Below are 24234 nucleotides of genomic sequence, written 5' to 3'. Positions count from 1 at the left end.
CGAAGGCGAAGGCGAAGGCGAAGGCGAAATTCCTTTTATCGCGGAGTTTATTGCGGACGTCACCGAAGGTGACGCTCCGCTCACGGTACAGTTCACTGACTTGTCACAGGGCGGTGCCGAAGGTGTCCTCGGTTGGTTCTGGTCCTTTGGAGACGGCACCTTCAGCAGCGATCAGAATCCCATCCACACCTATGAATTTCCCGGTCGCTACACGGTGGCGCTGAGTATTTTGGGAGTGGGCGACCTGGACGATGTTGAGATAAAGTCGCGTTACATCGACGTGGGCGGCGATGGCGGTGAAGGGGAGGGCGAAGTTGAAATCGAGGAGGTCCTGGAAGTGTTGCTGGATCTCTTTGATCTGCTTGATGTCGATGAAAATGGCGTACTTTCATTCACTGAGGCTCTGACCGCGTTTCCCAGTTTGTCCGGCGTCGCCTTCAACGAGCTGGATACGGACAACGATGGGTTCCTGTCGGACGGGGAGCTCGAGGAGCAGGTCGATGGCGGTGAAGGTGAAGGCGAAGGCGAAGGCGAAGGCGAAGGCGAAGGCGAAGGTGAAGGTGAAGGTGAAGGTGAAGGTGAAGGTGAAGGTGAAGGTGAAGGTGAAGGCGAAGGCGAAGGCGAAGGCGAAGGTGAAGGTGAAGGTGAAGGTGAAGGTGAAGGGTGCAACTTCACGGTCACCGGTACGATAGGCAAGGTCCAGTCACGCATTGGAGACTTGTTCCTGCTGGGAATTGCGGCACTGACCCTCTCCGGGTGGAGCGCCCTCCGCAGGGAGTAGTCCTGCCGTGTAGATAAGCAGCGGGCCTGCGCGACGAACGATGTCGCGCAGGCCCTTTTCGTATTGTCCCTCGGCAAGTACCTTCAGTCTTCCGCAGGACCATCCTTGGCCATGCGCACCAGTTTGGGCTGAAACTGCGCCACCGGCTCCACCAGATCCGCCTGGGCGCGCATTACGCTTTGGATGTCCTTATACACTGCGGGGACCTCATCAATTCCCGCCGAGAGCAGGGTCACGCCCCGCTCGGCGAGAAAGGCGTGGGCGTCTTTCCATTTCAGCGTCTTGGCTGCCTGGGTCCGACTCATTACGCGACCCGCACCATGGGCCGCACTGTTAAGCGACTCCGGATGACCAAGACCGCGCACCACGTAGGCGGGCGTAGCCATGGAGCCCGGGATGATGCCCAGCACGCCCTTACCCGCGGGCGTCGCACCCTTGCGGTGAACAATAAGCTCCTCGCCATCGTGTACTTCTTTCCAGGCAAAGTTATGGTGATTCTCCACATCCAGCAACACTTGTGCGCCCAGCGCCGACACCAGGTGCCGGTGGATGCACGCGTGGTTTGCGGCGGCGTATTCGCCCATCAGATTCATCGCCGCCCAGTACTCCTGGCCGTCGTCCGTGTCCAGGTCCAGCCACGCGAGGTTCTTCAGTTCGCCCGGTAATTCAGGACGCCGTGCTTTGGCCCGCTTGCTGTATTCGTCGCAGACGGATGCGCCCGTACCCCGGCTTCCACTGTGGCTCAGGATGGCGAGATATTTGCCCGCCGGGATCCCGAGCGTGTCGTCACCGATACTAAAGATGCCGTACTCGACGAAATGGTTGCCTCCACCGCTGGTACCCAACTGGGACCAGGCCTTGTCCTTGTTGCGTTCTGTTATAACGGTTACGGACCAGTCGCGGTCCATCACATCGTGTTCCCGGCGTTTATCGAACTTGGCGCCGATCCCGAATTGCGTCTCGCGGAGGAGGACGTTTTTCAATTGTTCCTGCTTTGTATCCAGGCTGTCCACGGGCATGTCCAGCACGCTCAGCTTCACGCGGCAGGCAATATCCACGCCCACGGCATAGGGAATGACGGCGTTCCGTGTACCCAGCACGCCGCCGATGGGCAGCCCGTAACCCAGATGGGCATCCGGCATGAGCGCGCCGCGCACCGCCACGGGCAGCGCGCAGGCATTCCGCAACTGCTGCACCGACTGCGGTTCCAGATCATCGCCCCATTGACGCCACGGCGCGGGCTCATCCCGCGCTTCGAAGCGGTTCGACTCCCGGTACTGGATCAGGCCACAGGCCAGCGCGCCGCCCTGCGGATCGTTGCGGTGGCTTTCCGGGCTTTCCAGGATCGCTTTGATAAACTCTGGCAATGCTCGCTTCTTGATGCCGCCGGCAATCGCGGCACGCACCGCAAGCTGCGCCTCTTTCAACAGGGCTCTCGGTACCCCGAGTTCCAGAATTTCACGTGATTTCATGATTTCTTCCTCTTATGAGTTCCGCCAGTAGTCACAGCACTCATCGTCATCCGCAATAGTATGCTCATCAAGTTGCTCATTTCCCGGCCTGCATCCGCGTCACCGCTATCTCCCACACGTGCGCATCCACCTGTGTCGTCTCAAACTTCGCATCCACAAAAGCCTCAATCGTCCGCATGTTGGTCCGCGTATGTTCCGTCAGCGGCCCGGTGCGAAAGCGCCCGCCGCCGCCCACGGCCATGGGCAACAGCAACTGATCCGCCAGGTGCTCGCCCACGGGCGCGCCATGCTGGAGATAGCCTTGTGCTTCCCGCGCCGCACCCGTCGCGACGCGCTCCGCCGACACCGACTTCTCGCCGACGGCCGTGACCACTTCGACGATGTGCTCATGTTCGATTGTGATCAGCACGGCATTGCCCGGACCCTTTGCGGTATCGATCCGAGTGATTTGCCCGTCCTCGGGCAGCTTCAGCTTTCGGCGCACCACGGCCAGTTCACGTTCTGCAATCACATCGGGCAGCAAGGAGAGCAGACTCGCCGCCGTGACGCGAATCAAGGCACCACGGTCCAGCATTTCATAGGCTTTCAGCGCACGCGCAGGGGTTATCTCAACCGACAAACGCCCACCGCCCGCAGGGTAAAAGCCGGGTCGTTCACACGTAACCTCGACCCGCGCGCCCATGGCGCGCAACTGGGGCAGAAACGTATCCCTGATAAACTCAAACGGAGGCGCCATGGGATTGTGGGTTCCGCCCTCGATAGTCAGGAGCGACCCTTCGTCCGCCAGCAACAGCGGCATCAACAGCGTTTGGAGCACCAGCGTTGTGCTGCCCGCCGTTCCGATATCGAAGTGAAAGTCACCCGGTTGCACCGTGCCGGGCTGGAAGCGAAGTGACTGTGAGCCAAGCCCATTGCCCTCAACTTCGGCACCGCTGATGGCCGCCGCCGCCTCCACGCACATCATGTGCTGCCGCGCGAGTCCCGGCTTCTTCCGGCCCGCCCGAATCCGTTCCATGACGAAGGGTTTTCCGGTCAGGACCGACAGCGCGAGACTCGTGCGCAGCACCTGTCCACCGCCCTCACCCTGGGATCCGTCGATGTGGACCACCATGTCATCTTTTACGTCCATGTTCTTCTGCTTTCTTTCGAGAGACCGGAACCCTGATCGGGTTTCCCATTGGTCTTGGGTTGTCTGACTGAGAGCCAGAAGGGTGCCAACGCGCCCGTACCTTTCTAAGTGTCCGATTAAGGGGACCTTAGAGAGCGTGGGCGCGTTGCACATGTGGGGTTGATTTATCCAGGAAGATAGCAAATTATTCAACAGGATAGTTCGGGAAGCGTGTATGGGCAAGTGGTTTCAAGCGCAATGGCCTGGGTATCAACTGAAATTGAAAACACGCCTTCGGCTTGATTGCGTGAGGCATACTAACGTCGCGATGTGTCGCACGCAAAGGCGCTAAGGCGCAAAGGAAGTTGTAATGCAAGCTCAATCGGAACCTGCCTTGATTGCAGGGAGGAATCTCAGTCGCAGAACGCTACTTTCCCGCTCTCTTGTTAGTTCGCTTCACGGTCATCGTGGAAGAACGATTAAGTGCGGCCCGACGGCGTCCCACTTCTAAAGGCCGCCAACTTCATGCAACCTCCATGCCCAGGCTATCCCGTCTCGGACTTCCGATGTGCTACACTGCGCCTCGCCCCGCATCCCCTCTCGCGAGGCATTTTCTGTGTCTGTAATCATCCCCGAGATCACCATGAAGAAGTTCATCCAAGCCTGTGCACTGTTGCTTGTGCTCCTTCTCCTGTACCTCCTCCTGTGGCCCGTGCCCATCGATCCCGTCGCATGGGAACCGCCCGCAGCACCGGCCCTTGAAGGGGCCTACGCCGTCAATTCATCCCTTGCGTCCGTCGAGCGGCTCGGCGAGGGCGTGGGACCGAAACCCGAAGATATCGCCGTTGACAGCCAGGGCCGCATCTATGGCGGCTTCGAAGACGGCCGTATCATGCGCTGGGACGCCGACGCGCAGAATCCAGAGGTCTTTGCCAACACGGGAGGACGTCCCCTCGGTCTGCACTTCGATGCGAGTGAAAATCTCATCGTGTGCGACTCCTACAAAGGCCTTCTCCGCATTGATCCGGCTGGAATCATTGAAGTATTGGCAACGGAGCATGGCGGCGTGCCTTTCGGTTTCACCAACGACGTCGAAGTTGCCGCCGACGGCACGATCTACTTTTCCGATGCCTCGTCGAAATTCGGCCAGACGCAGTACATGGAAGATCTCATCGAGCACGGCGCCCATGGGCGGCTTCTGGCCTGGCACCCCGACACGAAGAGGACAGAATTGCTGCTCGATGGCCTCCATTTCGCCAACGGCGTCGCCGTGGATCCCGGCCAGCAGTTTGTCCTGGTGAATGAGACAGGTTCCTACCTTGTGCGCAAATACTGGATAGCAGGGGAGAAGAAGGGGCAGGACGAAGTTCTCATCGACAACCTCCCCGGATTCCCGGATGGAATCTCCACGGGCGCCAACGGCGTTTACTGGATTGCCATCGCCTCGCCGCGCAATCCCCTGATGGACAAGCTGGGTTCCAAGCCCTTCTTGCGCAAGGTGGTCATGCGCCTGCCCGCCTTTCTTCGCCCGAAGCCCTTGCGCCATGCCTTCGTTCTGGGTATCGATGCGGAGGGCAAGGTCGTCCACAACCTCCAGGATCCCGATGGTGCCTTCGCACCCATCACCAGCGTGCAGGAGCACGACGGCAAACTGTACTTCGGCAGTATTCTTGAATCCGCCTTCGGGCGCATCAACGTTCCCACCGTGAAGGATTCCGCCTGATGGGTCTCCTGCGTTATCTCTCCGAGGCCCAGGCCGAGCTGACCGCCATGGGCGAAGAATTCGCCTGCATCGAGAATGCGCCGGGTGTATTTCCGCCCCGCGAGATCGTGCCCCTCGGCGCGAAATTTTCCCACCTCGACGGGCCGCCCGCCGCGATCTTTCTGGACATGGACGGCACGACCACCTACACCGAGCCGCTCTTTCTCCACGATGTGGAAGAGGTCGTGCGTCGTGGCACCGGCTGGAAGACCAAAGCAGCGTGGGCGGGCATCAATCCCGAGCGGGACTATCCCAACATCGTGGGCTACAGTACCCAGCGCAATCTGGAGTACCTTTACGCGTCGGTGGGCCATGCCATTCGCCCCGACCTCTTTTTCGATGAGACGATGAAGGCGTTGGTTTTCCTGGCCGAGCGCGATGTGCCCGAGGATATTCGCACCCGCGTGGATACGATGACGCGCACCTTCGGCATGGAGACCTGGCCCCGCCATGCCGGCGATCCCGCGAGGCGCGCCGCCGAGGGCGACGCACTCATTCGCGAAGCGATGCTGCGTTATCCGAGTGTAGGCCAGGAAATGTTCGCCCAGTTCGGCCTGATGATTTTCTACGCGGATTACATCGATATCCTTGAGCGGGTGAACAGGGGAGAGGGTGCCGCCGTCTCGGAAATGATTTATGGCGACCCCGCCGTGCCCGCCATAAACGCCATGCCGGGCGTGGCCCTGCTGTGCGCCCTTGCCAAGGGCTGGCTGCCGGAATCCTGCGCCCCGGAACTCGCGCGCGCGGTGCGCAATGCCCACCCCGACATGTCTCTGGCGGACGAGCTCCCGGAGACGCTGGCCACACTTTGCCGCGCCTTTCGCGACAACCCCGTGCCCGTCGCCCTGGTTACCTCGTCAGGTTCATTCGAGACCAATCTCGTGCTTCAGGCGGTCTTCCGTGCTCTGCGCGAGGAAGTGGCTGGATGGGAAATCGACGGGGACGCGCGCGGCAGGATACGGGCTGGTTTTGAGTGCCATCGACGCTTCTTCGATACCATTGTCACGTGCGACGATGTTATCGAGGGCCGCACCAAGCCCTATCGCGATCCCTATACGCTGGCTCTGGCCCGACTCGGACTGGATGGTCGCCACGCGCCCCGCGTAATCGGGTTTGAAGATACGGAAGCCGGCATAACGGCGCAGCGGGGAGCGGGGATTGGCATTCCCTGTGCCGTACCCATCGAACACACCCTGAGTCAGGATTTCAGTGGCGCCGCATACGTCCTCAAGAACGGCGTGATCGAAGCTATCGTCCGGCACGGCCTTTTCATGCGCTGACGAGCTTTACTTGCCGCCGCAGGCCGTGCACTCCGTGTAGTGCGCTTCCTTTGCGTCACTGTAGGTGAGCCGCGTCGGTTTCACATTCTTGAGCATGGCGCAGTCCTCAGTCCAGTGGAATTCCATCAGGCGCTTCGAGCAGAAAACCATCTGGTCGGGGTCGATACTGCGCGATGGAAGCAATTGCGGGGTCGTTTCTTCGATAACCACGTCCACCGCTTCGGTGGTCTGGACACCTTCGCCGGATTCCGAAGCTTCCCCTTCCGGGGCCACGATGTCCATGGAGTCTTCCAGTTCGATTTCGGTGCGTTCCCCCTGGAGTGTGACGCTTCTGTCTTTGGCCCGCCGGCTTTCCTGGCTGTCATCCTTGGGATCGCCCTCCTGGGAGACGACATACCGCACATCGGTGCCCGCTCGCGAATTCGCGCTGCGCTTCACCTTGTAGATGTTCAGGCGCTCTTTCGTCGTGTTGTTGAAATTGCGCTTCGGTTGCTCTCGCCGACTGGGTTTAATGTAGTTTCCGTCCATTCGGTCGTAGCCGGTGCCCGCGTTCTGTGCCAGGCACGGAACGCCAATCACAAGACAGACAATCAGCACCGTCGCTCGAATCCACTTCAACGTGAACATCGCATCGCTCCTCAGCTTGCGGCCCCGGCAAACAGCCCCCCAACCCTGCAATTCGCTTGCACCGCGTTCCGGTTCAGCACATATCGTGCAAAAATCATGACAGAAGTACAACACCATTCTAGGTCTACAACCGCAGTATTGTCAATGGTTTTCCTCGCCAGCGCCGGAAAATATGCGCTTATCGCACGCGCCACCGCCTCAAGTGTTCGAAATGTGGACAGCTCTGCGGGCGCCTCCGCGCCGCGTGCCTGTCGACTCCACCGAAGCGCCGCGCGTCGGTGCCCTACGGTCACAGAGAGCTTTCCGCCCTCGCGGCGAGCGCCTCCAAGTCGTGTCGCCATACGGCGGCCAGCGCCGGATTGCTCAGGAGGCGTCGAATCGCCTGGACGTTTCTGTTGTCGAAGAAACGCGTATGGACCGCCTCCATGATCGTGATCCGTTCATGTCCGGTCGCTTCGATTTTGATCACGTCGCCCGCCTCGACTTCACCGGCTTCGAGCACGCGAAAATAGAAGCCCACCCGTCCGCTCTTGAGAAAGATTTTTGAAAAGCCGGGGTGCTTCATTCGCAGGTTCAACTTGAAGCAGGGAACCCGGGGCTGGCTCACTTCGAGCAGCACCGTGCCCACGCGCAGCCGGTCGCCGATACTCAGTTCGGACTCGAGGATTCCTTCGGTAGTAAGATTTTCGCCGAATTGCCCCGGCTCAAAATCATCGCGACCCAGCTCGCCCGACCAATGGGCATAGTGCTCCCAGGGATAGCCATAAACGGCTTTGTCTTCGCCGCCGTGATTGACCAGATCGGCCTGCCGGTCACCCGCGATCTGGACTGTCCCCACGGTCACGGGGCCCGCCACGGGCCGCTTGAAGATGCCCGTCTGAACCAGTTCGCCCTGATGCACGACTTGCGTGAGGCCCGACACATTTACCGATCGAAGTTTCATCTGCTGCATTCCTTACCTGAGCCACGGGCCATGCGCATCGCGCCCGCCACCTTAGCAAGTCGCCCCCGCATGGCGCAATTGCCCGCAACCGCTGTGGACGCCGCTGTCAACCCGCGATCTGGAATCTCCGTTCTTATGGCATAGGATGGGGCATATCGGGAGTTGGGCTGCGGCCAGTGTGATGTTTTTGCGTTCGGGTTGTAGGCTGAGCAGGCTGTGCTATGGCGCGAGTTCGCGCCGGAACTGGGAAGTAAAGGAAGCAATGAAACCACTTGGGAAGCGGATGCTCTCCGCTATGGGTTGTCTGTTACTCCTGGCGGGATGCCCGGAGTTCCTTTCCTCATTCGATATGACGGGAAGCTATGCTGGAAAGTGGGTGCTGCCCGGCGAGGGGGACGCCGCCGACGAAAAATGCCCCATCACACTCGACCTTGTGCATTATGCCCTTGCCGAAGACCCCGTCGACGCCACCGAAGTTGAGGGTTACGTCAATCTGGATTTTACCTGCTTCGAGACCCTCCAGACCTTGCTCAATCTCCAGGAGATCGAAGTCGGCGAAATTCGCGTGGTCGGTCGCATCGTCGTCGGCGGTAATTTCCTGCTTCGGTCGGAAGATATAATCGGCGGGTGCAATAGCGACCTCTGCATCAGCCTCGTGCTTACGGGCCAGGCCAAAGACATCGATGACGATGGTCAGGCCGACACACTTGCGGGAGAATGGACCGCCGTATTTCCCGTGCAGCTTTCCGGCACTTTCTCGGCGACCCTCGTCGAGGAGGACGAGTAGCGTCTCACCCCAGTTACCCCGTGTTTGTTCCGCATGACGCGAACAAAACGAGGAGGCAGCGTACCGCTCGCGGCGCGCTGCCTCCTTCCTAACTTTTCGGCGCAACCAGACAAGAACAGACACAACTGAACGGGGGCATCGGCGTTCATCGCCAGCATGAAAGTGTTGTTGCTTTGCGTCGGTTAGTGCTGTATTTCTATTCTGTTGCGACCGTACTCGATCGCGGATGCCAGCCCCTTCTCCAATTTCCCGTAGAGGGCCTTGCCGTCCGCACATCCCTCGGTCGTTGCCAGGCCGATACTGAGCGTGCTGCGGAATCGGGCTTCCTTGTGGGTGAACACATGGGCCTCCACACAGCGCCGGAGGTCCTCCAGAAGCAAATAGGCGGGTTCTGTTTGTTTTGATTCAAACAGCACGCCAATTCGTCCGTTTCCGAGATCGCCTGGAAGGTCTCCACGCCCGAGAGAGCGACCAAGAATGTCGCTCGCATCGCTCAAGACAATCACACTCGCGATCTGTCCATGACTCTGCTCTACTGCGGGCAAATGGTCAATTTCAATCAGGCACGCGGTGCGCAGGGGGGCCTCAGAGCCACCCACCGCGCGATCAAGCGCCTTAAACCAGCCATCGGCGGGCAGCAGTCCCGTACCCTTCTGGATACTGTAGAGTCGGTGCACATCCTGGTGGAATCGCGCCTCAACTTCGTCCAGCAGCACGAATTTGAAAAGCACATTGCCCAGTAGAATTCGGTCTCCGTGCCGCAGGATGGTCGTCGTCACCGGCACGTTGTTCACGAAAGTCCCGTTACTGCTTTTCAGATCGGTGATGACGAAGGTTTCCTGGCCGTATTCTTCATTTCGCGTGATGCGGGCGTGCTCCCTCGAAATAAGGGGTGAGGCGATGGTGGTATCGGCATCGGCCGAACGACCAAGAAGATACTCGTGGCCCTGGATTTCAATTTCCCGGCCCAACTCCCAGCCGTCGAGGCAGATCAGACTGGACCGCAGCGGTCCGGTAGAACGACGGGGCATGATGGCGGGGCCATCGAAGAGCTTGGTCGCGGTGGGATCGTCTTCTACCTCGGGCGGTGCCTCCGGACGGGACAGGCCCGCAGGCACTTCGGTCTTTCGGGCGGGTCCCGTGATGCCCAGGCTCTTCAGGCTGATTTCGGAGTTGCTCTTCTGTTCCTGCTCGCTTCGCAAAAGGCGACTGGCCACCAGGTCAAAGTCGGAAAGTGAACATAGAAAGGGCTTTAGCCGAAAGTCTGGACAGGCCTGCTGCACCGCCGCGAGCGCGGCATCATCCAATGGATTCACCATTGCGAGGGTCAGGTTTTTGCCGAGAATGTCGATGGGCATCAGACGGTGGCGCAGGCACAACTCGCGCGGTACGGTCTTGAGCACATCCTGGCTCACGTTGTAATCCGCCAGGTTGAGACGGGGCAGCTTGAGGTGCTTCACCAGGAAATTGGTCAGGTCGGTCTCCTTGAGAAAGCCGAGGCTGACGAGGCCCTTCACGAGGTGGCTGTTTTCATTTTCCTGAAGGGCGAGTGCGGCATGGATTTGTCCTGCGGACACAATGCCCTGCTTTACCAGCAACTGACCAAGTCGGCCGGCGCTCGGCGTGTCGTTCACGGGTACATTGGATGGTTCGGTCATGGATAGCAGAATTCGGGTGTCAAAGCTTCGCGCACACCGGGCGTGGCAGGTGAATCCGCCGCCCGGATCAGCGATTATAGTATCACTCAACGGGCCGGATGTACGAATTCAGCGCGCCACATCGGTGCGCGCCGCCGCGTCGGTGTCCAGGCTTCCGAGCAGGGTGGTCGCCTCCCAGCCCGCCTGGGCCGCCGCAAACTGCCCGCCCGCATCGCCCGGCACCGGATAGTGAAGTACGCCTCGGAAGCGCTGGGGATGCTCTCTTTTCATCGCGGCGTAGCGGGCCGCCGCCAGCGGGTCGGAGCGGACCACGCCCAGCGTGTCCACACCAAACTGGTCAAAAAAGCTGAGGCCCTCATCGATCCGCCAGAGGTCATACCACGACGCCCCCTCGATGTGAAGGTCCACCACCGTAATGTCCTTCGGAAGCTGCTGCGCGCCTTTCACCCCATCCAGTTCGATGGCCCGATCCAGCGGATTGAAGTGCTCGCCCCAGATGAAAACATCCGCCTTACGATCCAGATTGCGGACGATGTCCGTACCCTTTTGAACGGCGTCCGCGAGGATAAGGTCATTGGGCATGCCCCGCTCGATACAGCGGCTGTCCCGATTGAGATATCCCGCGCCGGAGTGCCCCAGGTGAATCGCCCTGGGTTTCAAATGGGTGTAGACCTCCGCCATCAGTTTCTCCAGCAGGAGCCAGGTGTTCGTATCCGACGGGCAGCACGCGGGCGTGTTGGCCTGGGAGAGATCCACCAGATCCGCCGTGATGAGCAGGGTATCCCCGGTCTGTACCGGCGCCTGGCCTTTGAGCTGCAGGACCGGGGGCGCGTAGGACTCAAAGACATAGTCACGGTCCTGGCGCAACACCGCATACCCCTTGGCCGTGCGCACGCGCGGTCGGCTCGACGCGCAGTCCAGAATGCGGTCATAGGGGAGATGGACCCGCCGGAGTTCGTCCACCACCGCGGGAAACTCCTCCACGTAGGTGCCCTCCAGCAAATTGGGATCGAGCCCCGCGACAACGCTGTCGGCCCCGAAGCTTTCGATCAGCGGAACAGGCTCTACGAAGCGCGCCCGGCAATAGGCGTAAGCGTCCACGAGCGTGGCCCGGACTTCGGCATCGTCCAGCGCCGTATAGTGGGAAGACGGCAGAAACACGTGATTGAAGCGGAGCTCCGCCAGGCCGTCAATCGCCGACTTGAACCCGTCGTCGAACTGTTCCAGCGGCAGCAGGGAGGCCCGGGTGCGATAGACCGGCGCATCGATGATTGTGCCGCCATCCAGTATCAGCGTCCGCTCTTCCGATTTCGAGGCGCCGGAAAGAAGTTGCAGCAGGGTGTCCAGGCCGTAATTCGCCCCGGCCGCCGTGCGCCCGGCGACGATGATGCCGTCCGCGGTCACTAGAATCGCATAGCCCTCGGGATCGGCGGGTACAGATTCCCGAATCGCCGCGGCCGCCTCCACAAACGCCGTTGCGCCACTCTCCAATTCCGGCGCGGGAACATTGAGAAATCCGGATTCCAGGGCCATCACCCGGACGCTTCCCTCGGCCTCGCCGCCCAAATCGGAAGTGAGCTCGGTCCAGCGCCGGATGAAGTGCGCGTCCAACGCGTCATCAAATATCGACTCGGCACAGTCAAGCGTCCAATGTCCCGTGATCGTTACAGGCGCGTGGCCACTTCTGCCCGCTTGACGTGGCCGCGGGAAAATTCGATCATAGGGCGATGCATTGTTCTGAAGGTTGATGGCAAACTGCAGCGCCTGGGTCAGGCCCGCTTTCAAGCGGTAATACGCGTAAGGCTCGCCGGCGAATCCGTTGAACTGGTCCCGTTGATGGACGCTGTCCAGAAGATTGCGGTAGGCCTCCGCGGCGAGCCCCGGGGGAAGGTCGGGTGGTTCTCCTGCGACCATGGCCTGCACGTCGGCCCGCAAGTTTCCCCGGTGAATCATGCCGGGAATAAGTATACGCCCGCGATAGGGCCAGAGCACCTTGGCCTCGAGCAGGTAGACTTCTTCGGAAAAATCCGCATAGGGCAGCAGGACCGGACGGCATAAGGGCGTCGTGAATGTGTGAACCGTGTCCCCATTGCGGTTCATGACCCGGATCTCCCCTTCGGGAAGGTCCCACAAATTGCCGAGGGTCAGCGGATCGCCCAGGGTTAACTCGAAGCCTTGTTCTCCCAAGCGAAAGTCAAAGCGCAATACCTTGCGAAGCCGGTCTATCGTTTCCTTTACCGCGCTGGCGTTGTCCACCGGGCGGATTGAGAAGCCCCAGCGGCCGGTGCCGTTGTCCAGTTTGATCAGAACCAGATTGCGGCCGGCTTTCAGCGGAAAACGAATGTAATGCTCGTCCGGGGTGAGGATTCTGGACGCGTGATAGCGAAAGATTTCTTCCCCATTGACCCAGATTCGCATACCATCGTCGCCTCCAACGCCGAAGAGGCGGTCCTCATCCTTCGTGGCGTTAATCCAGCACGCGGCGTAGCCCGTCTGAAATTCCGAGGGCGAAAGGTACTCGTCAAAATATACCCGCCCGCCCAACGTACTCACCGCATTCCAACGGCGCGTCTTCTGATCCGGACCGAGGACCTGCAGGTCCGCCTGGGGGGCAATCGCGGACTCGCCTCCGGATGGGGCGAGAAAATCCGTGAAAAAGCCGACGCAGGATCCATCATGAACACAGGCGCCCGTGCTGTCGGTATTGCCGGGATTGGGAAAGGGACCGCAGATGAGCCAGCCCCGAAGGAAGGCCCCGTCGTTCAGGTGATCCGCATCGTAAACCGGCGCTACGTCCGATCTTAACGGTACTCCAACCTCGTTCTCCGGTTCCGCCGCCATCGCCGGAATTGTGTACGCCAGAAGCAGCGCCAGTGCCGCAACGGTAGAGCTGGTTCGGCCGAAATGCATGGATGAAGGGTCTTCCCCATGGGGCTAAGGTTGCGTGGAGGCTCTCAGGGCTATATGATTGACTCACTGTATAGCGCGTGCCGTGGCCGCGTCAAGCAAAGTAAGGCCCGTGCTTCGCCCGATGGGCGTGGCAACGGGGAAGTTGCGCGTGCCCCCCTGCGCATCGGGGTCTGGTTGGGAGTCGTCATGATATTCATCTGTCCACATTGCGAGCAATCGCTCCAGATTCGCCCGCAGTTTGTCGGATTCCGGGGCTACTGCAAGAAGTGTGGCGGTCGAATTGCCCTCATCGGAGAACGGAACATGCTCACGGCCCAGCGGGCCCAGGCGCTGGAGCCTCGGGTGGTGGAAGTGGCCCATCCCATCGAAGGTCTGCCCCATTTGGTCGCGTCTTCGCTCGATGCCGCCCTGGAAAGCATTTCGGGCTGGGACGACGAAGTTGTGACCGACTTCGAGAGTGATTCGGAAATTGAAGCGCCTCCCACGGACGATCAGCTCAGGCGCCTCCGCGAACTCGGCGCGACCGAGGGGCAACTGCAACGGTTGAAGACCAAGGGCGACGCCATCCGCCTGATCGAAGTGCTCCAGCCGCCGCCGACGGAAGAACAGTTGGCAATTTTGCGGTCTTACGGCGTGTCGGAGGAAGAATTGAGCTACCTCACGACGCAGGGCGTGGCCCAGGCGATGATTGATGAGTACGAATCGGAAAACGACGCGGAAGAATACGAAAGTGACTATTGAGAACGCTCCGGCACGGCCCGGAGAATTGCAGCCTCGATTTGAAGGAGGAGTCTTTCCATGAATCCCTTGCGGTATGCGGTTCACGCCTATGCGTGGACGAATAGCTGGAGCAACGACACACTCGATATCATCGACCGCGCCCGATCGCTGGGCTTTGATCTGGTCGAAGTGCCGCTCATGGAAATTGAGAAGGTGGACGCGGCGGCCATCCGGGCCCGCGCGGCGGAGGCCGGCATGGCCCTGTGCACTTCCACGGCCTGCGCGGAGCATACCGACCCCACATCGGACGACCCCGCCGTCCGCGCAGCCGGGCTCGATTACCTTAAGAAATGCATCAAGGCCACGGCGGACATGGGAGGGACCGTGTTCACGGGCGTCACCTATTCCGCCATTGGCAGAAAGATCACGGGACGCCCCAACGAGGCCCATTGGGACCACGCGGCAACGGTGATGCGCGAAGCCGCGCGCTACGCCTCGGACCACGGTGTCACCCTGGGCATTGAAGCGATCAATCGTTACGAGACCTTTCTCATCAATACCGCCGAGCAGGCACTCGCCCTGCGGGACCGCATCGGCGAACCCAACGTCAAGGTACACCTCGACGCCTATCACATGAACATTGAGGAGCGTAACTTTTACGAACCCACCCGATTGGCGGTACCCCATCTCTGCCACTTCCACCTCAGCGAAAGCCATCGCGGCACGCCGGGGACGGGTACGGTGAACTGGGACGAGATCTACCGGGCCCTCGGCGAGTCTCGCTACGAAGGCATCGTGGGACTTGAGTCCTTCGAAAGCGTCTCACCCGCCATGGCTGCGGCGACCTGCATGTGGCGTTCCCTGGCCGAGTCCAGTGATCAACTCCTCGGCGATGGATTGAAATACCTCAAAACCCTCGAAGCCAGATATTATTCTTGAAACCAGACGCCCGCGGTCGGTCCTCTTTGGGAGCGGTCGTGTGGCAGGCCCCGGCGAAGGAGCCGTGGCGTATAGCATGCGTGGCCACGCCACGCCGGAAAGAGTGCGAAAAACATGCTTCAGTTCATATGTCCAGCGTGCAGGCAGGTGCTGCGCGTTGCGCCCAGGCATCTCGGCCAGCGCGGCCAGTGCAATAAGTGCGGCGTCAAGATTGCCCTCATCGGCGCGGCGAACGATCCCGCGCCTCAAATGGCGAGCCTTGTGGCCGAACTGCCCCAGGGCCCTTCCGGCACGCCGGCGACCGAGGCGCAGAAGGAATACCTGCGGCGCCTTGGCGATACGGAGTCCGACATTATTGGACTGGACAAGGATGCCGCCGCGGATCGGATCGACGCCCTGCGGACGCAGCATCGTAAACTTTCCCCGCCCACGCCCAAGCAACTGGCCCACTTGATTCGTCTTGGCGCATCCCACGATCAGATCGCCCAACTCATCAGCCAGGCCGATGCCTCCGCCCTCATCGAAGCCATGCACCTCCGTCCCACGCAGATGCAGATTGAACTGCTGCACAAACTCGGGGCGAACGGGGCGCAGATTGCACGTCTGAAAACCAAGGCGGACGCCTCGGAGCTGATCGAGCAACTGGGCCACTGACGGTGGGACAGGAGCGGTTCACTGGCTCGGCGGACGCTTACACTGAAGGGCATCAACGCCGCGTGTGGAGCAGGGCGAGCAGCACCAGACAGGCCCGCCCATCCACCGGCTTCGACAGGAGCCCTTCGCATAGCTGTTGCAATTCTTCATCGGTGAGCACCTCGGTGCCCAGGGCGTAGCGCTGGCGCGGATCGCCCCGGAAGGCCCAGAGCAGTTCCCCCGCGTACTGCGGCTGGCAGATCTCTTTCTTCGGCTTACCGCGCCCCACCTGATCGAGGGCCTTCTGCATACGCTCCTTGATGCTGCCCTTGAGACCTTCATTACGAAAGGTCCCGTCCTTCGCAAGGTTGACCGCCACCGGCTCCGCCAGGCGCGGCAGGAGCCAGTTCTCCAGCTCCTGCTCCAGAATACCGCCCAGAATAAAGTCCTCCGGCGGGGCCTGGGCACCGCTCTTGAGCAGACGGAGGTATTTGCGCGATTCCGGCCCAAAGGCATCCCAACCGGGGAGCCAGGCATCCAGCGTCTTTCCAACGCCATCCGCCAGCGTGAACGTGATGGCGGCCTCCGTTGGCGCGAGATCCATATCCACACCGCCGCCATGATGGCGGATCGCCCGCTTCATCACGGAAAGGTGAAAGCTTTCCTTAATCGTTGGCGCGGTCGTGTTGAAGGTGATCATCCCCGCCGCCTCCCGCTTCGACTCGTCGTACTCCACCAGCGTCTCCAAAACCCCGCCTTCGGGAGCCACCGCCACCGCCCAGTGAAAGAGTCCTCCGAAAAAAGCACCCATGCGCGCGCGGTTCAGCGGCAGGGGAGGGAAGCTGCCCTCGAACCCGTTTTTCTCCAGAATCCCGCCCTGGTGCAGCAGCGACTTGTGGGCCTCCACAGCCTCGCCGTAGACCCGGGCCAGGTCGGCCAGTTCCAGCGGCCCCCGATCTTCAATCAGCGAAAGCGCCCGCTCGGCGTCCTCCACCTGCGGTGATCGCCCCAGAAAAGCCGACAATCGTTCCGCGAGCTCCAGCGGCTCCGGCGGCATCCGCATGCCGTCGAGACGCAGCACCACCCCGTCTTCCGTCAAATCAATGCGCCCGCCCGAGGTCGCCAGCGTCCAGCAGTGGCTCAGCTCCGTCAAGGTCATGGGGAAGCGCCCGGCAAAGAGAAAGTGCTCGGGGATGCGTCCGGGGCCGTTGAAGGCGATGGCCATGCGCGACACCATGACGCTGTGTTCTTCCTGCTCGAAGATTTCCACCTCCAGCGTGGTGCCGGGCGCGCGCTCCATCGCTTTAAGCAGCGCACCGACACAAGCCGACATCCGCGCGGCGTCGCCCACGCGCTCATCCCGCACATGGGCCACATTAACCGAAAAGCTGCTCGGCGGAAAATGCATCACGAAGGACTGGAAGATATTCTCCAGCTTGTACAGCTCCAGGTTCGCGGGGGTAAAGAGGGTGGCGTAGTCGCGAAGCGCGGCAAGACTTAGCGTGTTCCGCCGCTCTACCGCATCGGCCAGGACCGGCTCGGCGGCGGCCTTGAATGCGTCAATCGAAAAGGCTGGGGTGGCCATGGGGTACTCCTTCTGCGCCAGCAGTGTACGAAAGCCGAAGGGAGGGGTCAACTGCCCGACGGACGGACCCGCGGTTCAAAAGCATACCCTGGGTGCCACCGCAATCGAGCGTTGCTCGATTGAGGTGGCACCCGGAGGTCGCCCAATGACAAAAGTGGTCGCCTTTTGATAATTTGGCCCTTTATTTTCTATACTATGGCCCCGGTTCCTGCAGGGCAGGATACAGGCAATGCCCAGGCGAAGACCGGCAATAGGAATTCCTCCCCCCATGAACAATATCGATTTCGGCATGGTGCTGATGCAGTATTTCTGCCTGCTCTTTTCCCTCTGCGCCCACGAAGCCGCCCACGCCGCCATGGCCAACTGGTGCGGCGATCCCTCCGCCCGCCTGCTGGGCCGCATGACCCTCGACCCGCGCAAGCATATCGACCCCATGGGAACGGTGGTCATGCCACTGCTCATGATGTTTTCCGGTATACCCTACCTCTTCGGATGGGCAAAGCCCGTGCCCTTCAATCCCCGCAACCTGCGTAATTATCGGCGTGATCCCGTGCTGATTGCCCTGGCCGGACCCGTTTCCAATGTGATCATTGCCGTCACCTGCGCGGTCCTATTGCGCATCATCTTTCTCCTGCTTACCAATAGTATTCAGGTTCCCGTCCTGGGAACGCTCCTGCTTATCGCGTTCTACATGATGACCGTCAATGTGGTCCTGGCCCTTTTCAACATGATCCCCCTGCCTCCCCTCGATGGGCATCATGTCCTCTACTACTTTTTGCCGCCCCGCGGCAAAGCCGTCCTCGAAAGCATCGGCCCATTCGGCATCATCATTGCCGTGATTTTCGTTTCCCAGTTCTGGCTCGGTGCGACGATGCCCGTGGCCATGGGCTTCCTCGTGAAGATCGCCGCCGCAGGCGTCCTTTCCGAGGCCGAGATTCAGAATATCCTCGCTTCCGTCTAGCTCGGCAACGGCTTTCCGGATCGAATAGTTCGCCGCCGCTTTGCTATAATCCCCCCTCCCCGAGCGCGCCGCCCCGCACGTCGAATGTCCGCGCGTGCACCCGCCCGGGAATCCCCAATGCGCATTGTCTAGCGTCTTGCACCGGCCTTCGCCGGGTGCGGAACAGGAGCCTTTCATGGAGTTGTCGAAGAACTATAAGCCCGAAGATGTCGAAACCCAGTGGCTCAAGGCCTGGGAAGACGAGGGCCTCTACAAATGGGACCCCACCCGGAGCCGCGAGGAGACCTTCGTGGTCGATACCCCGCCGCCCACGGTGAGCGGCTCCCTCCACGTCGGCCACCTCTTCAGCTACTCCCACCAGGACTTCATCGTGCGTTTCCAGCGGATGATGGGCAAGAACATTTTCTTTCCCATCGGCTGGGACGACAACGGCCTGCCCACCGAACGACGCGTGCAGAACCTGCTCAACGTGAAGTGCGAAGCCCACCTGCCCTACGACCCGGACTTCAAGGCGGAGCGCGGAAAAAAGGGCGACCCGAAGCCCATCAGCCGCAAGAATTTCGTTGAGCTGTGCGACGAAGTCATCGTGGACGACGAGAAGGCCTTCAAGCAGCTCTGGACGCGCCTCGGCATGAGCTACGACTGGGCGCAGGAATATGCGACCATCAACGAGCACTCCCGCCGCATTTCCCAGCTCAGTTTCCTCGAACTGCTGGCCTCTGGCGAGATCTATCAGGACGAGCGGCCCGTCATGTGGGACGTGGACTTCCAGACCGCTATCGCCCAGGCGGAACTGGAAGACAAAGAACGCCCCAGCGCCTACAACTTCCTCCGCTTCGGTGTGGAAGGCAGCGACGAGAAGCTGGTCATCGCCACCACGCGGCCGGAACTGCTCCCTGCGTGCGTCGCGGTGCTGGTCCACCCGGACGACGAGCGCTATGCCAGCTTCGTCGGCAAGAACGCCATTACGCCCCTTTTCGAAGTGCCCGTGCCCATCATGGCCGATCCGAAGGCGAACCCGGAAAAGGGCACCGGGGTGGTCATGGTCTGTACCTTCGGCGATCAGACCGACGTGGAGTGGTGGCGCGCCTACAGCCTGCCCACGCGCCAGATCATCGGGCGCGACGGTCACCTCATGTCCATGGAATTCGTTCATGTGGAAGGTGAGCCGTTGGAAGGGGTATTTCATCGGGAGACGCTTCGGGACGGGCGCGAATTGATTATCTGCTTCGGTGCGGAGCTGGAGAATTCAAAGCCGATGCATCCCCGCACGGTGCCCAGCCTCAATCCGGAGGCGGCCAATGCGGTCTACGCCGAAATGCAGGGCAAGTACACCAAACAGGCCCAGAAGCGCATCATCGAGATTGCCGAGGAGCGCGGCAATGTCCTCGACCGTCCCGCCGAGGCCATTACCCACGCGGTGAAGTTCTTCGAAAAGGGCGACCGCCCGCTGGAGCTCGTCCCCACGCGCCAGTGGTACACGAAAATCATGGATAAAAAGGACGCCCTCATCGCCCAGGGTCAGAAGATCCAGTGGCACCCGGACTACATGGCCAAGCGCTACGCCCACTGGGTCGAAGGCCTGAACCAGGATTGGTGCCTCAGCCGCCAGCGTTATTTCGGCGTGCCCATTCCCGTTTGGTACCGCATCGACGAGCACGGCGAAGTGCGCTATGACCAGCGCCTCCTGCCCGCCGCGGACCTGCTGCCCATCGACCCGCTGTCCGACACCCCCGCGGGCTTCACCGAGGCCCAGCGCAACCAGCCCGGCGGATTTACGGGCGATCCGGACGTACTCGACACCTGGGCCACCAGCTCGCTGTCGCCCCAGATTGCCTCCAAGTGGCTCCTCGATAAGGACCGCCACCAGAAGCTCTTCCCCATGGACATGCGGCCCCAGGGCCACGACATCATCCGCACCTGGGCCTTCTACACCATCGTGAAGGCCTACCTGCACGAAAAGGAAGTTCCCTGGCACAACGTCGTGCTCAGTGGCTGGATCCTCGATCCCGACCGCAAGAAAATGTCCAAGAGTCAGGGCAACGTCGTCACGCCCGAGCCCCTCATTGACCAGTTCGGCGCCGACGCCGTCCGCTACTGGGCCGCCCGCGCGCGACTCGGCGTGGACACGTCTTACGACGAGCAAGTCTTCAAGGTCGGTAAGAAGTTGGTCACCAAGCTCTTCAATGCGAGCAAATTCGTGCTTCAGCGCATCGAGGGTGTCGACGCGTCGCTCCTGACCGCCGACAAGGTCATCACGGAGCTGGACCGTGCCGTCATCGCCGAGTTGCGCCCCGTCATCGAAAAAGCCACGAAGGCCTTCGCCGAATTCGATTACGCCCAGGCCCTCAGCCTCGTGGAGGATTACTTCTGGCGGGTCTATTGCGATAACTACGTGGAAATGGCCAAGTCCCGTACCTACGACGAAGAGCTCACCCCCGAACGCCTCTCCGCCTGCGCGACGCTGCGCCTGACCCACCGCGCCCTCGTGCGCCTCTTCGCGCCCTTCGTCCCTTATATCACCGACGAAGTCTGGCACTGGGCCTACAGCGAAGACGCGGGCATGAACCGCTTCGTCCACAAAAGCCCCTGGCCGAGTTTGGACGAATTCAGCGCCATCCCCGCGCCGAAAGCGGCCAACACCTACGACGCAACCGTCGCCGCCGCCGACGCCGTCCGCAAGGCCAAAGCCGATGCCAACGTCAGCATGGCCGCGCCCGTGCAGAAGGCCAACTTCACCGTGGTTGCGGATGCCGTTGCGGCGGTCGAAGCGACGTTGGACGACATCCAGCGCATGCTGAAGATCGAGAGCGTGACCGTGAAGGCGGGCGAGGTGGAGAACGCGCTGGTTTCGGTCGAAACCACCATTCATCCGCCCGCGGAGTAAAACCGGAATTCCGTAGTATCGCATGCGTGCCGCCAACCCTTCGCGGGGTTGGCTGCACGTTTTTCTTTGGTCACTCGATCCTGCCTCTCCCAGATTTCTCTTCATGCGCTAAAGCTCTGGCCACCCATGAAGCACATGACGAGGACTCAGGTGTCCATGGCTGAATTGTAGTATGGGTTGGGCTGTTTTTTGGGAATCTACTCTGGAATGGTTGGGTGAAATCTAACAATTAGCATTAAACTTGAAAATTCGATTGACCAACGTGAAATTGCAGTGGTAAAATTTGGTCGCTCAAGTTGTTGAATTGGATTGCTTTGCAGTTATCCGGGGGGATGGCTGCGGAGTTTGATGGGTTTGCGTGGCGTGCGGGAATGTTCTCGGCCACGGATACCGGCATTAGACTATTCCGGGTGTGTCTTTGGTGAATATGGATCGCGTTCGCCAAATCACCCCCTTGGCAGTGGTGGCTGCCGTTAAGGGAGAACAGTTCTCTATGTATACGCCTGTATACTCGCACTGCCGTATCGTATTTCGGGGGCTCCGCTGGTGTTTGACAATAGTCGCCACCGTGTTTGCCGTGAGTTCCGCGTCGGCCCAGACCTACACGTATCTCTCCCAATGGGGCACTGCTGGAGCGGGTAACGGGCAGTTCAATACGCCCTACGGCCTCGCGACAGACACCTCGGGAAATGTGTTCGTCTGCGATGTCGCCAACAGTCGTGTCCAGAAGTTTAGTGCGACGGGTACCTTTGCCCTGCGTTTCGGCAACACGATCACACCCGCCACACTTCGTCTGAATGCTCCTGCGGCCATTGCGGTAGACAACTCGAGCGGCATTGTCTACGTGACGGACACGAACAACAACCGAGTTCAACGCTACAATAGCGCCGATGGAACGCAACCGGCGACGTCGCCTCGCTGGGGCGCCGCGGGCACGGGCAATGGACAGTTTAACAGACCCACCGGTATTGCCCTGGATGGATTGGGCAATGTTTACGTCGCCGACACCGGCAACAATCGCATCCAGCGCTTGAGTCTGACGGGCACTTATTCGCTCAAATGGGGCACGACCGGTACGGCGGATGGCCGGTTTAATACCCCCACGGGAATTGCGATTGACAGCAGTGGGAATGTTTATGTTGTGGATCGCGGCAACAACAGAATTCAGAAATTCTCGTCGACGGGTACCTTTATCGCGAAGTGGGGTTCCGCCGGCAGTGGCAACGGTCAGTTTAACTCGCCGCGTCACATTGCGATTGACGGTGCCGGCAACGTTTATGTGGCCGATACCGGCAACAATCGAATTCAAAAATTTACGTCGGCGGGCGTGTATTTGACCCAATGGGGCACGGCCGGAACCGGGAACGGTCAGTTCAGCCAGCCGCGCGGGGTCACCGTGGCAAGTACCGGCCTGGTCTATGTGGCGGATACCGGAAATAACCGGGTTCAGCGCTTTGGCCCCCTTCCCACAGCCCCTTCTGATCCCGGCGCCACCACGATCACGACAACCTCCATGACCTTTACCTGGGTCGACAATTCGAACGATGAATCGGGCTTCAAAGTCTACGTTGATGCCGGTGCGGGACCGCCGGTTACCTTGAGCACGACCACCACGGCCAATGCGACAACCTGGGAGGCCACCGGCCTGCAGGTCAACACGCAGTATGCGTTTCAGGTCGCCGCAACCAATTCCAATGGCGACAGCGCCAAGACCACCAATTTCCAGTCGTGGACCCGTGCCGCGACGCCGCTCGCGCCCCTCGTATCCAATCCGGGGACCACGACGCTGGACGTGGCTGTGGCCTCGGGCGACGGAAATCCCGCGATTACCACCTATGCGATCCGGAACACGGATAGCGGCCTTTATGTACAGGCGGACGGGACCCTGGGGGCGGCGCCGGTTTACCAGACGTCCGCGGCGTGGGGCACGAGGACGGTGACCGGGCTGGACGATCAGACGACCTATAATTTCGTGGCCATCGCCCGCAACGGTGCTTCGGTTTCAACCAGTGACGGACCTGCGGGTTCGGGAACTACGCTTGACGCGACACCACCCAACGTGATTTCACTCGTGCCTGCCCCGACCGGGCCGACGAATGCGGACAGCGTAGGATTTGAGGTCGAGTTTGATGAGTCCGTGCAGAACTTCAACGATGCCTCCGACGTCACAATAGTCCATACTGGCACAAGTCACAGTGGACTGACTATCGCTGGCGGCCCGACCATCTATACCGTCACGGTGAATGGCGTTGCCGGAGACGGCTCGTTCACCCTGGCGGTGAATACGGCGAGTGACGTAAAGGACCTTTCTTCAAATGCCCTCGTCTCCAGTCCGACAAGCGCTGCGGTGCTGATCGACAACACGGCCCCCAATGCCCTGGCGCTGGTGCCATCGACCACCGGACCGACCAACGCCCCGAGCGTGGATTTTACCGTAAGTTTCGACGAAGCGGTGCAGTATTTTGATGATGCGGGTGATGTGAATATAGTCTATTCGGGCACGGGGAGCACCGGTGTTTTCATTGTAGGTGGGCCTTTGGAGTATACGGTTTCGGTTTCGGGCATCACCGGCGACGGTTCGATCACGCTGGCGGTGAACACGGCCAGTGATGTGCAGGATCTCGCGGGCAACAGCCTTGCCACAAGTCTGGTCAGTCCCGCCGTGACCATTGACCAGGTCGGGCCCCAGATCGTTATCGGGTCGCCCACGCCCGACACAACCGCCGTGGGACCGGTCACCTTTTCCATCACGTATATGAACGCCGTCAGTACGAGTCTCGATATGAGCGACATTTCCGTCAATGCTACCGATACCGTCCTGGGCGTACTAACGCTGGGTGGAAGTGGGAATGCGTACACATTGACGGTTTCGGACATCTCCGGCGACGGTACCCTCTCGATATCCATCGCGGCAGGGACGGCCGTGGATGCGGCCGGGAATCTGGCTCCCGCTGCGGGGCCGAGCGCACTCCTGACGGTTGACAGTGTGCCCGCTCTATCACTGAATCTGGCCCTGCCGCTGGTGGGATTGATTGCGGCTTTAGGCACCTGGAAGCTGCGTCGCCGCTAGACGGTTGGTACAACGCACCATAGCAAAGCCGCCTGCGGGATCGCAGGCGGCTTTGTTGCTTGTGGCGCGTGATCCGAGGCATCGTCACGCGGCGGGATTCGGCCTGATATG

At 60.6% G+C, this 24234-nt stretch carries 17 protein-coding genes; 10 read left to right on the top strand and 7 right to left on the bottom strand.

Features of this window, described 5'->3' with window-relative positions; genetic code table 11:
- Positions 1 to 781, top strand: a 781-nt coding sequence (locus JNK74_13695) for a PKD domain-containing protein (GenBank protein ID MBL7647236.1), incomplete at its 5' end; no start/stop codon positions are given.
- 83 nt (positions 782 to 864) lie between these two features.
- On the opposite strand, the gene JNK74_13690 is transcribed toward JNK74_13695, so the two are convergent.
- The gene (locus tag JNK74_13690) at positions 865 to 2253 is read right to left on the bottom strand and encodes an RtcB family protein (protein MBL7647235.1); all 1389 of its coding nucleotides are present in this window, start codon (positions 2251 to 2253) and stop codon (positions 865 to 867) included.
- 76 nt (positions 2254 to 2329) lie between these two features.
- Positions 2330 to 3361 carry an RNA 3'-terminal phosphate cyclase gene (locus tag JNK74_13685; GenBank protein ID MBL7647234.1) on the bottom strand — a complete coding sequence of 344 codons (1032 nt, stop codon included), beginning with the start codon at positions 3359 to 3361 and terminating at the stop codon, positions 2330 to 2332.
- 643 nt (positions 3362 to 4004) lie between these two features.
- On the opposite strand from JNK74_13685, the gene JNK74_13680 reads away from it, so the two are divergent.
- Both JNK74_13680 and JNK74_13675 read left to right on the top strand, forming a co-directional pair.
- Positions 4005 to 5084: an SMP-30/gluconolactonase/LRE family protein gene (locus JNK74_13680; protein ID MBL7647233.1), complete on the top strand. Its 1080-nt coding sequence runs from the start codon at positions 4005 to 4007 to the stop codon at positions 5082 to 5084.
- The gene (locus JNK74_13675; protein ID MBL7647232.1) at positions 5084 to 6403 is read left to right on the top strand and encodes an HAD family phosphatase; all 1320 of its coding nucleotides are present in this window, start codon (positions 5084 to 5086) and stop codon (positions 6401 to 6403) included. The genes JNK74_13680 and JNK74_13675 overlap by 1 nt, the downstream gene beginning before the upstream one ends.
- A gap of 6 nt (positions 6404 to 6409) precedes the next feature.
- On the opposite strand, the gene JNK74_13670 is transcribed toward JNK74_13675, so the two are convergent.
- Positions 6410 to 7030: a hypothetical protein gene (locus tag JNK74_13670; protein ID MBL7647231.1), complete on the bottom strand. Its 621-nt coding sequence runs from the start codon at positions 7028 to 7030 to the stop codon at positions 6410 to 6412.
- 289 nt (positions 7031 to 7319) lie between these two features.
- Complete coding sequence (locus JNK74_13665) at positions 7320 to 7973, bottom strand: MOSC domain-containing protein (GenBank protein MBL7647230.1); 654 nt, start codon at positions 7971 to 7973, stop codon at positions 7320 to 7322.
- 295 nt (positions 7974 to 8268) lie between these two features.
- Here JNK74_13665 and JNK74_13660 point away from each other — a divergent pair, with 295 nt between their 5' ends.
- Entirely contained in the window at positions 8269 to 8760 is a 492-nt protein-coding gene (locus JNK74_13660) for a hypothetical protein (protein ID MBL7647229.1), read from the top strand.
- Positions 8761 to 8942: 182 nt separating this feature from the next.
- On the opposite strand, the gene JNK74_13655 is transcribed toward JNK74_13660, so the two are convergent.
- Together JNK74_13655 and JNK74_13650 are read right to left on the bottom strand one after the other, a co-directional pair.
- Positions 8943 to 10418: an FHA domain-containing protein gene (locus JNK74_13655; GenBank protein ID MBL7647228.1), complete on the bottom strand. Its 1476-nt coding sequence runs from the start codon at positions 10416 to 10418 to the stop codon at positions 8943 to 8945.
- Positions 10419 to 10526: 108 nt separating this feature from the next.
- Positions 10527 to 13328, bottom strand: coding sequence for a hypothetical protein (locus tag JNK74_13650; GenBank protein MBL7647227.1), 2802 nt, complete (start codon positions 13326 to 13328; stop codon positions 10527 to 10529).
- 186 nt (positions 13329 to 13514) lie between these two features.
- Here JNK74_13650 and JNK74_13645 point away from each other — a divergent pair, with 186 nt between their 5' ends.
- The 3 genes from JNK74_13645 to JNK74_13635 all read left to right on the top strand — a co-directional run bounded on the left by JNK74_13645 (position 13515) and on the right by JNK74_13635 (position 15641).
- Entirely contained in the window at positions 13515 to 14069 is a 555-nt protein-coding gene (locus JNK74_13645; GenBank protein ID MBL7647226.1) for a hypothetical protein, read from the top strand.
- A 57-nt stretch (positions 14070 to 14126) separates the two neighbouring features.
- On the top strand, positions 14127 to 14987 hold the full coding sequence (locus JNK74_13640; GenBank protein MBL7647225.1) for a sugar phosphate isomerase/epimerase: 861 nt from the start codon (positions 14127 to 14129) through the stop codon (positions 14985 to 14987).
- A 114-nt stretch (positions 14988 to 15101) separates the two neighbouring features.
- Positions 15102 to 15641: a hypothetical protein gene (locus tag JNK74_13635; protein MBL7647224.1), complete on the top strand. Its 540-nt coding sequence runs from the start codon at positions 15102 to 15104 to the stop codon at positions 15639 to 15641.
- Between the two features lie 52 nt (positions 15642 to 15693).
- Here JNK74_13635 and JNK74_13630 read toward each other — a convergent pair whose 3' ends face one another.
- Entirely contained in the window at positions 15694 to 17205 is a 1512-nt protein-coding gene (locus JNK74_13630; GenBank protein ID MBL7647223.1) for a hypothetical protein, read from the bottom strand.
- A 268-nt stretch (positions 17206 to 17473) separates the two neighbouring features.
- On the opposite strand from JNK74_13630, the gene JNK74_13625 reads away from it, so the two are divergent.
- The 3 genes from JNK74_13625 (at position 17474) to JNK74_13615 (ending at position 24123) form a co-directional block, all read left to right on the top strand.
- The gene (locus JNK74_13625) at positions 17474 to 18166 is read left to right on the top strand and encodes a site-2 protease family protein (protein MBL7647222.1); all 693 of its coding nucleotides are present in this window, start codon (positions 17474 to 17476) and stop codon (positions 18164 to 18166) included.
- A gap of 175 nt (positions 18167 to 18341) precedes the next feature.
- Entirely contained in the window at positions 18342 to 21053 is a 2712-nt protein-coding gene (locus JNK74_13620) for a valine--tRNA ligase (protein ID MBL7647221.1), read from the top strand.
- 550 nt (positions 21054 to 21603) lie between these two features.
- Positions 21604 to 24123, top strand: a complete 2520-nt coding sequence (locus JNK74_13615) for an SMP-30/gluconolactonase/LRE family protein (protein MBL7647220.1) — start codon at positions 21604 to 21606, stop codon at positions 24121 to 24123.
- Positions 24124 to 24234 lie beyond the last annotated feature (111 nt).

The sequence above is a fragment of the Candidatus Hydrogenedentota bacterium genome (genome assembly GCA_016791475.1).
Lineage (GTDB): Bacteria > Hydrogenedentota > Hydrogenedentia > Hydrogenedentales > JAEUWI01 > JAEUWI01.
Note: the sequence above shows the minus strand (reverse complement) of the source record. Positions and strands in the feature narration are given on the sequence as shown.

Excerpts from the sequence above, each read along its gene's own strand:
- JNK74_13690 (MBL7647235.1), bottom strand. The coding sequence starts at position 2,253 with ATGAAATCACGTGAAATTCTGGAACTCGGGGTACCGAGAGCCCTGTTG.
- JNK74_13680 (MBL7647233.1), top strand. The coding sequence starts at position 4,005 with ATGAAGAAGTTCATCCAAGCCTGTGCACTGTTGCTTGTGCTCCTTCTC.
- JNK74_13675 (MBL7647232.1), top strand. The coding sequence starts at position 5,084 with ATGGGTCTCCTGCGTTATCTCTCCGAGGCCCAGGCCGAGCTGACCGCC.
- JNK74_13670 (MBL7647231.1), bottom strand. The coding sequence starts at position 7,030 with ATGTTCACGTTGAAGTGGATTCGAGCGACGGTGCTGATTGTCTGTCTT.
- JNK74_13665 (MBL7647230.1), bottom strand. The coding sequence starts at position 7,973 with ATGAAACTTCGATCGGTAAATGTGTCGGGCCTCACGCAAGTCGTGCAT.
- JNK74_13660 (MBL7647229.1), top strand. The coding sequence starts at position 8,269 with ATGGGTTGTCTGTTACTCCTGGCGGGATGCCCGGAGTTCCTTTCCTCA.
- JNK74_13655 (MBL7647228.1), bottom strand. The coding sequence starts at position 10,418 with ATGACCGAACCATCCAATGTACCCGTGAACGACACGCCGAGCGCCGGC.
- JNK74_13650 (MBL7647227.1), bottom strand. The coding sequence starts at position 13,328 with ATGCATTTCGGCCGAACCAGCTCTACCGTTGCGGCACTGGCGCTGCTT.
- JNK74_13645 (MBL7647226.1), top strand. The coding sequence starts at position 13,515 with ATGATATTCATCTGTCCACATTGCGAGCAATCGCTCCAGATTCGCCCG.
- JNK74_13640 (MBL7647225.1), top strand. The coding sequence starts at position 14,127 with ATGAATCCCTTGCGGTATGCGGTTCACGCCTATGCGTGGACGAATAGC.
- JNK74_13635 (MBL7647224.1), top strand. The coding sequence starts at position 15,102 with ATGCTTCAGTTCATATGTCCAGCGTGCAGGCAGGTGCTGCGCGTTGCG.
- JNK74_13630 (MBL7647223.1), bottom strand. The coding sequence starts at position 17,205 with ATGGCCACCCCAGCCTTTTCGATTGACGCATTCAAGGCCGCCGCCGAG.
- JNK74_13625 (MBL7647222.1), top strand. The coding sequence starts at position 17,474 with ATGAACAATATCGATTTCGGCATGGTGCTGATGCAGTATTTCTGCCTG.
- JNK74_13620 (MBL7647221.1), top strand. The coding sequence starts at position 18,342 with ATGGAGTTGTCGAAGAACTATAAGCCCGAAGATGTCGAAACCCAGTGG.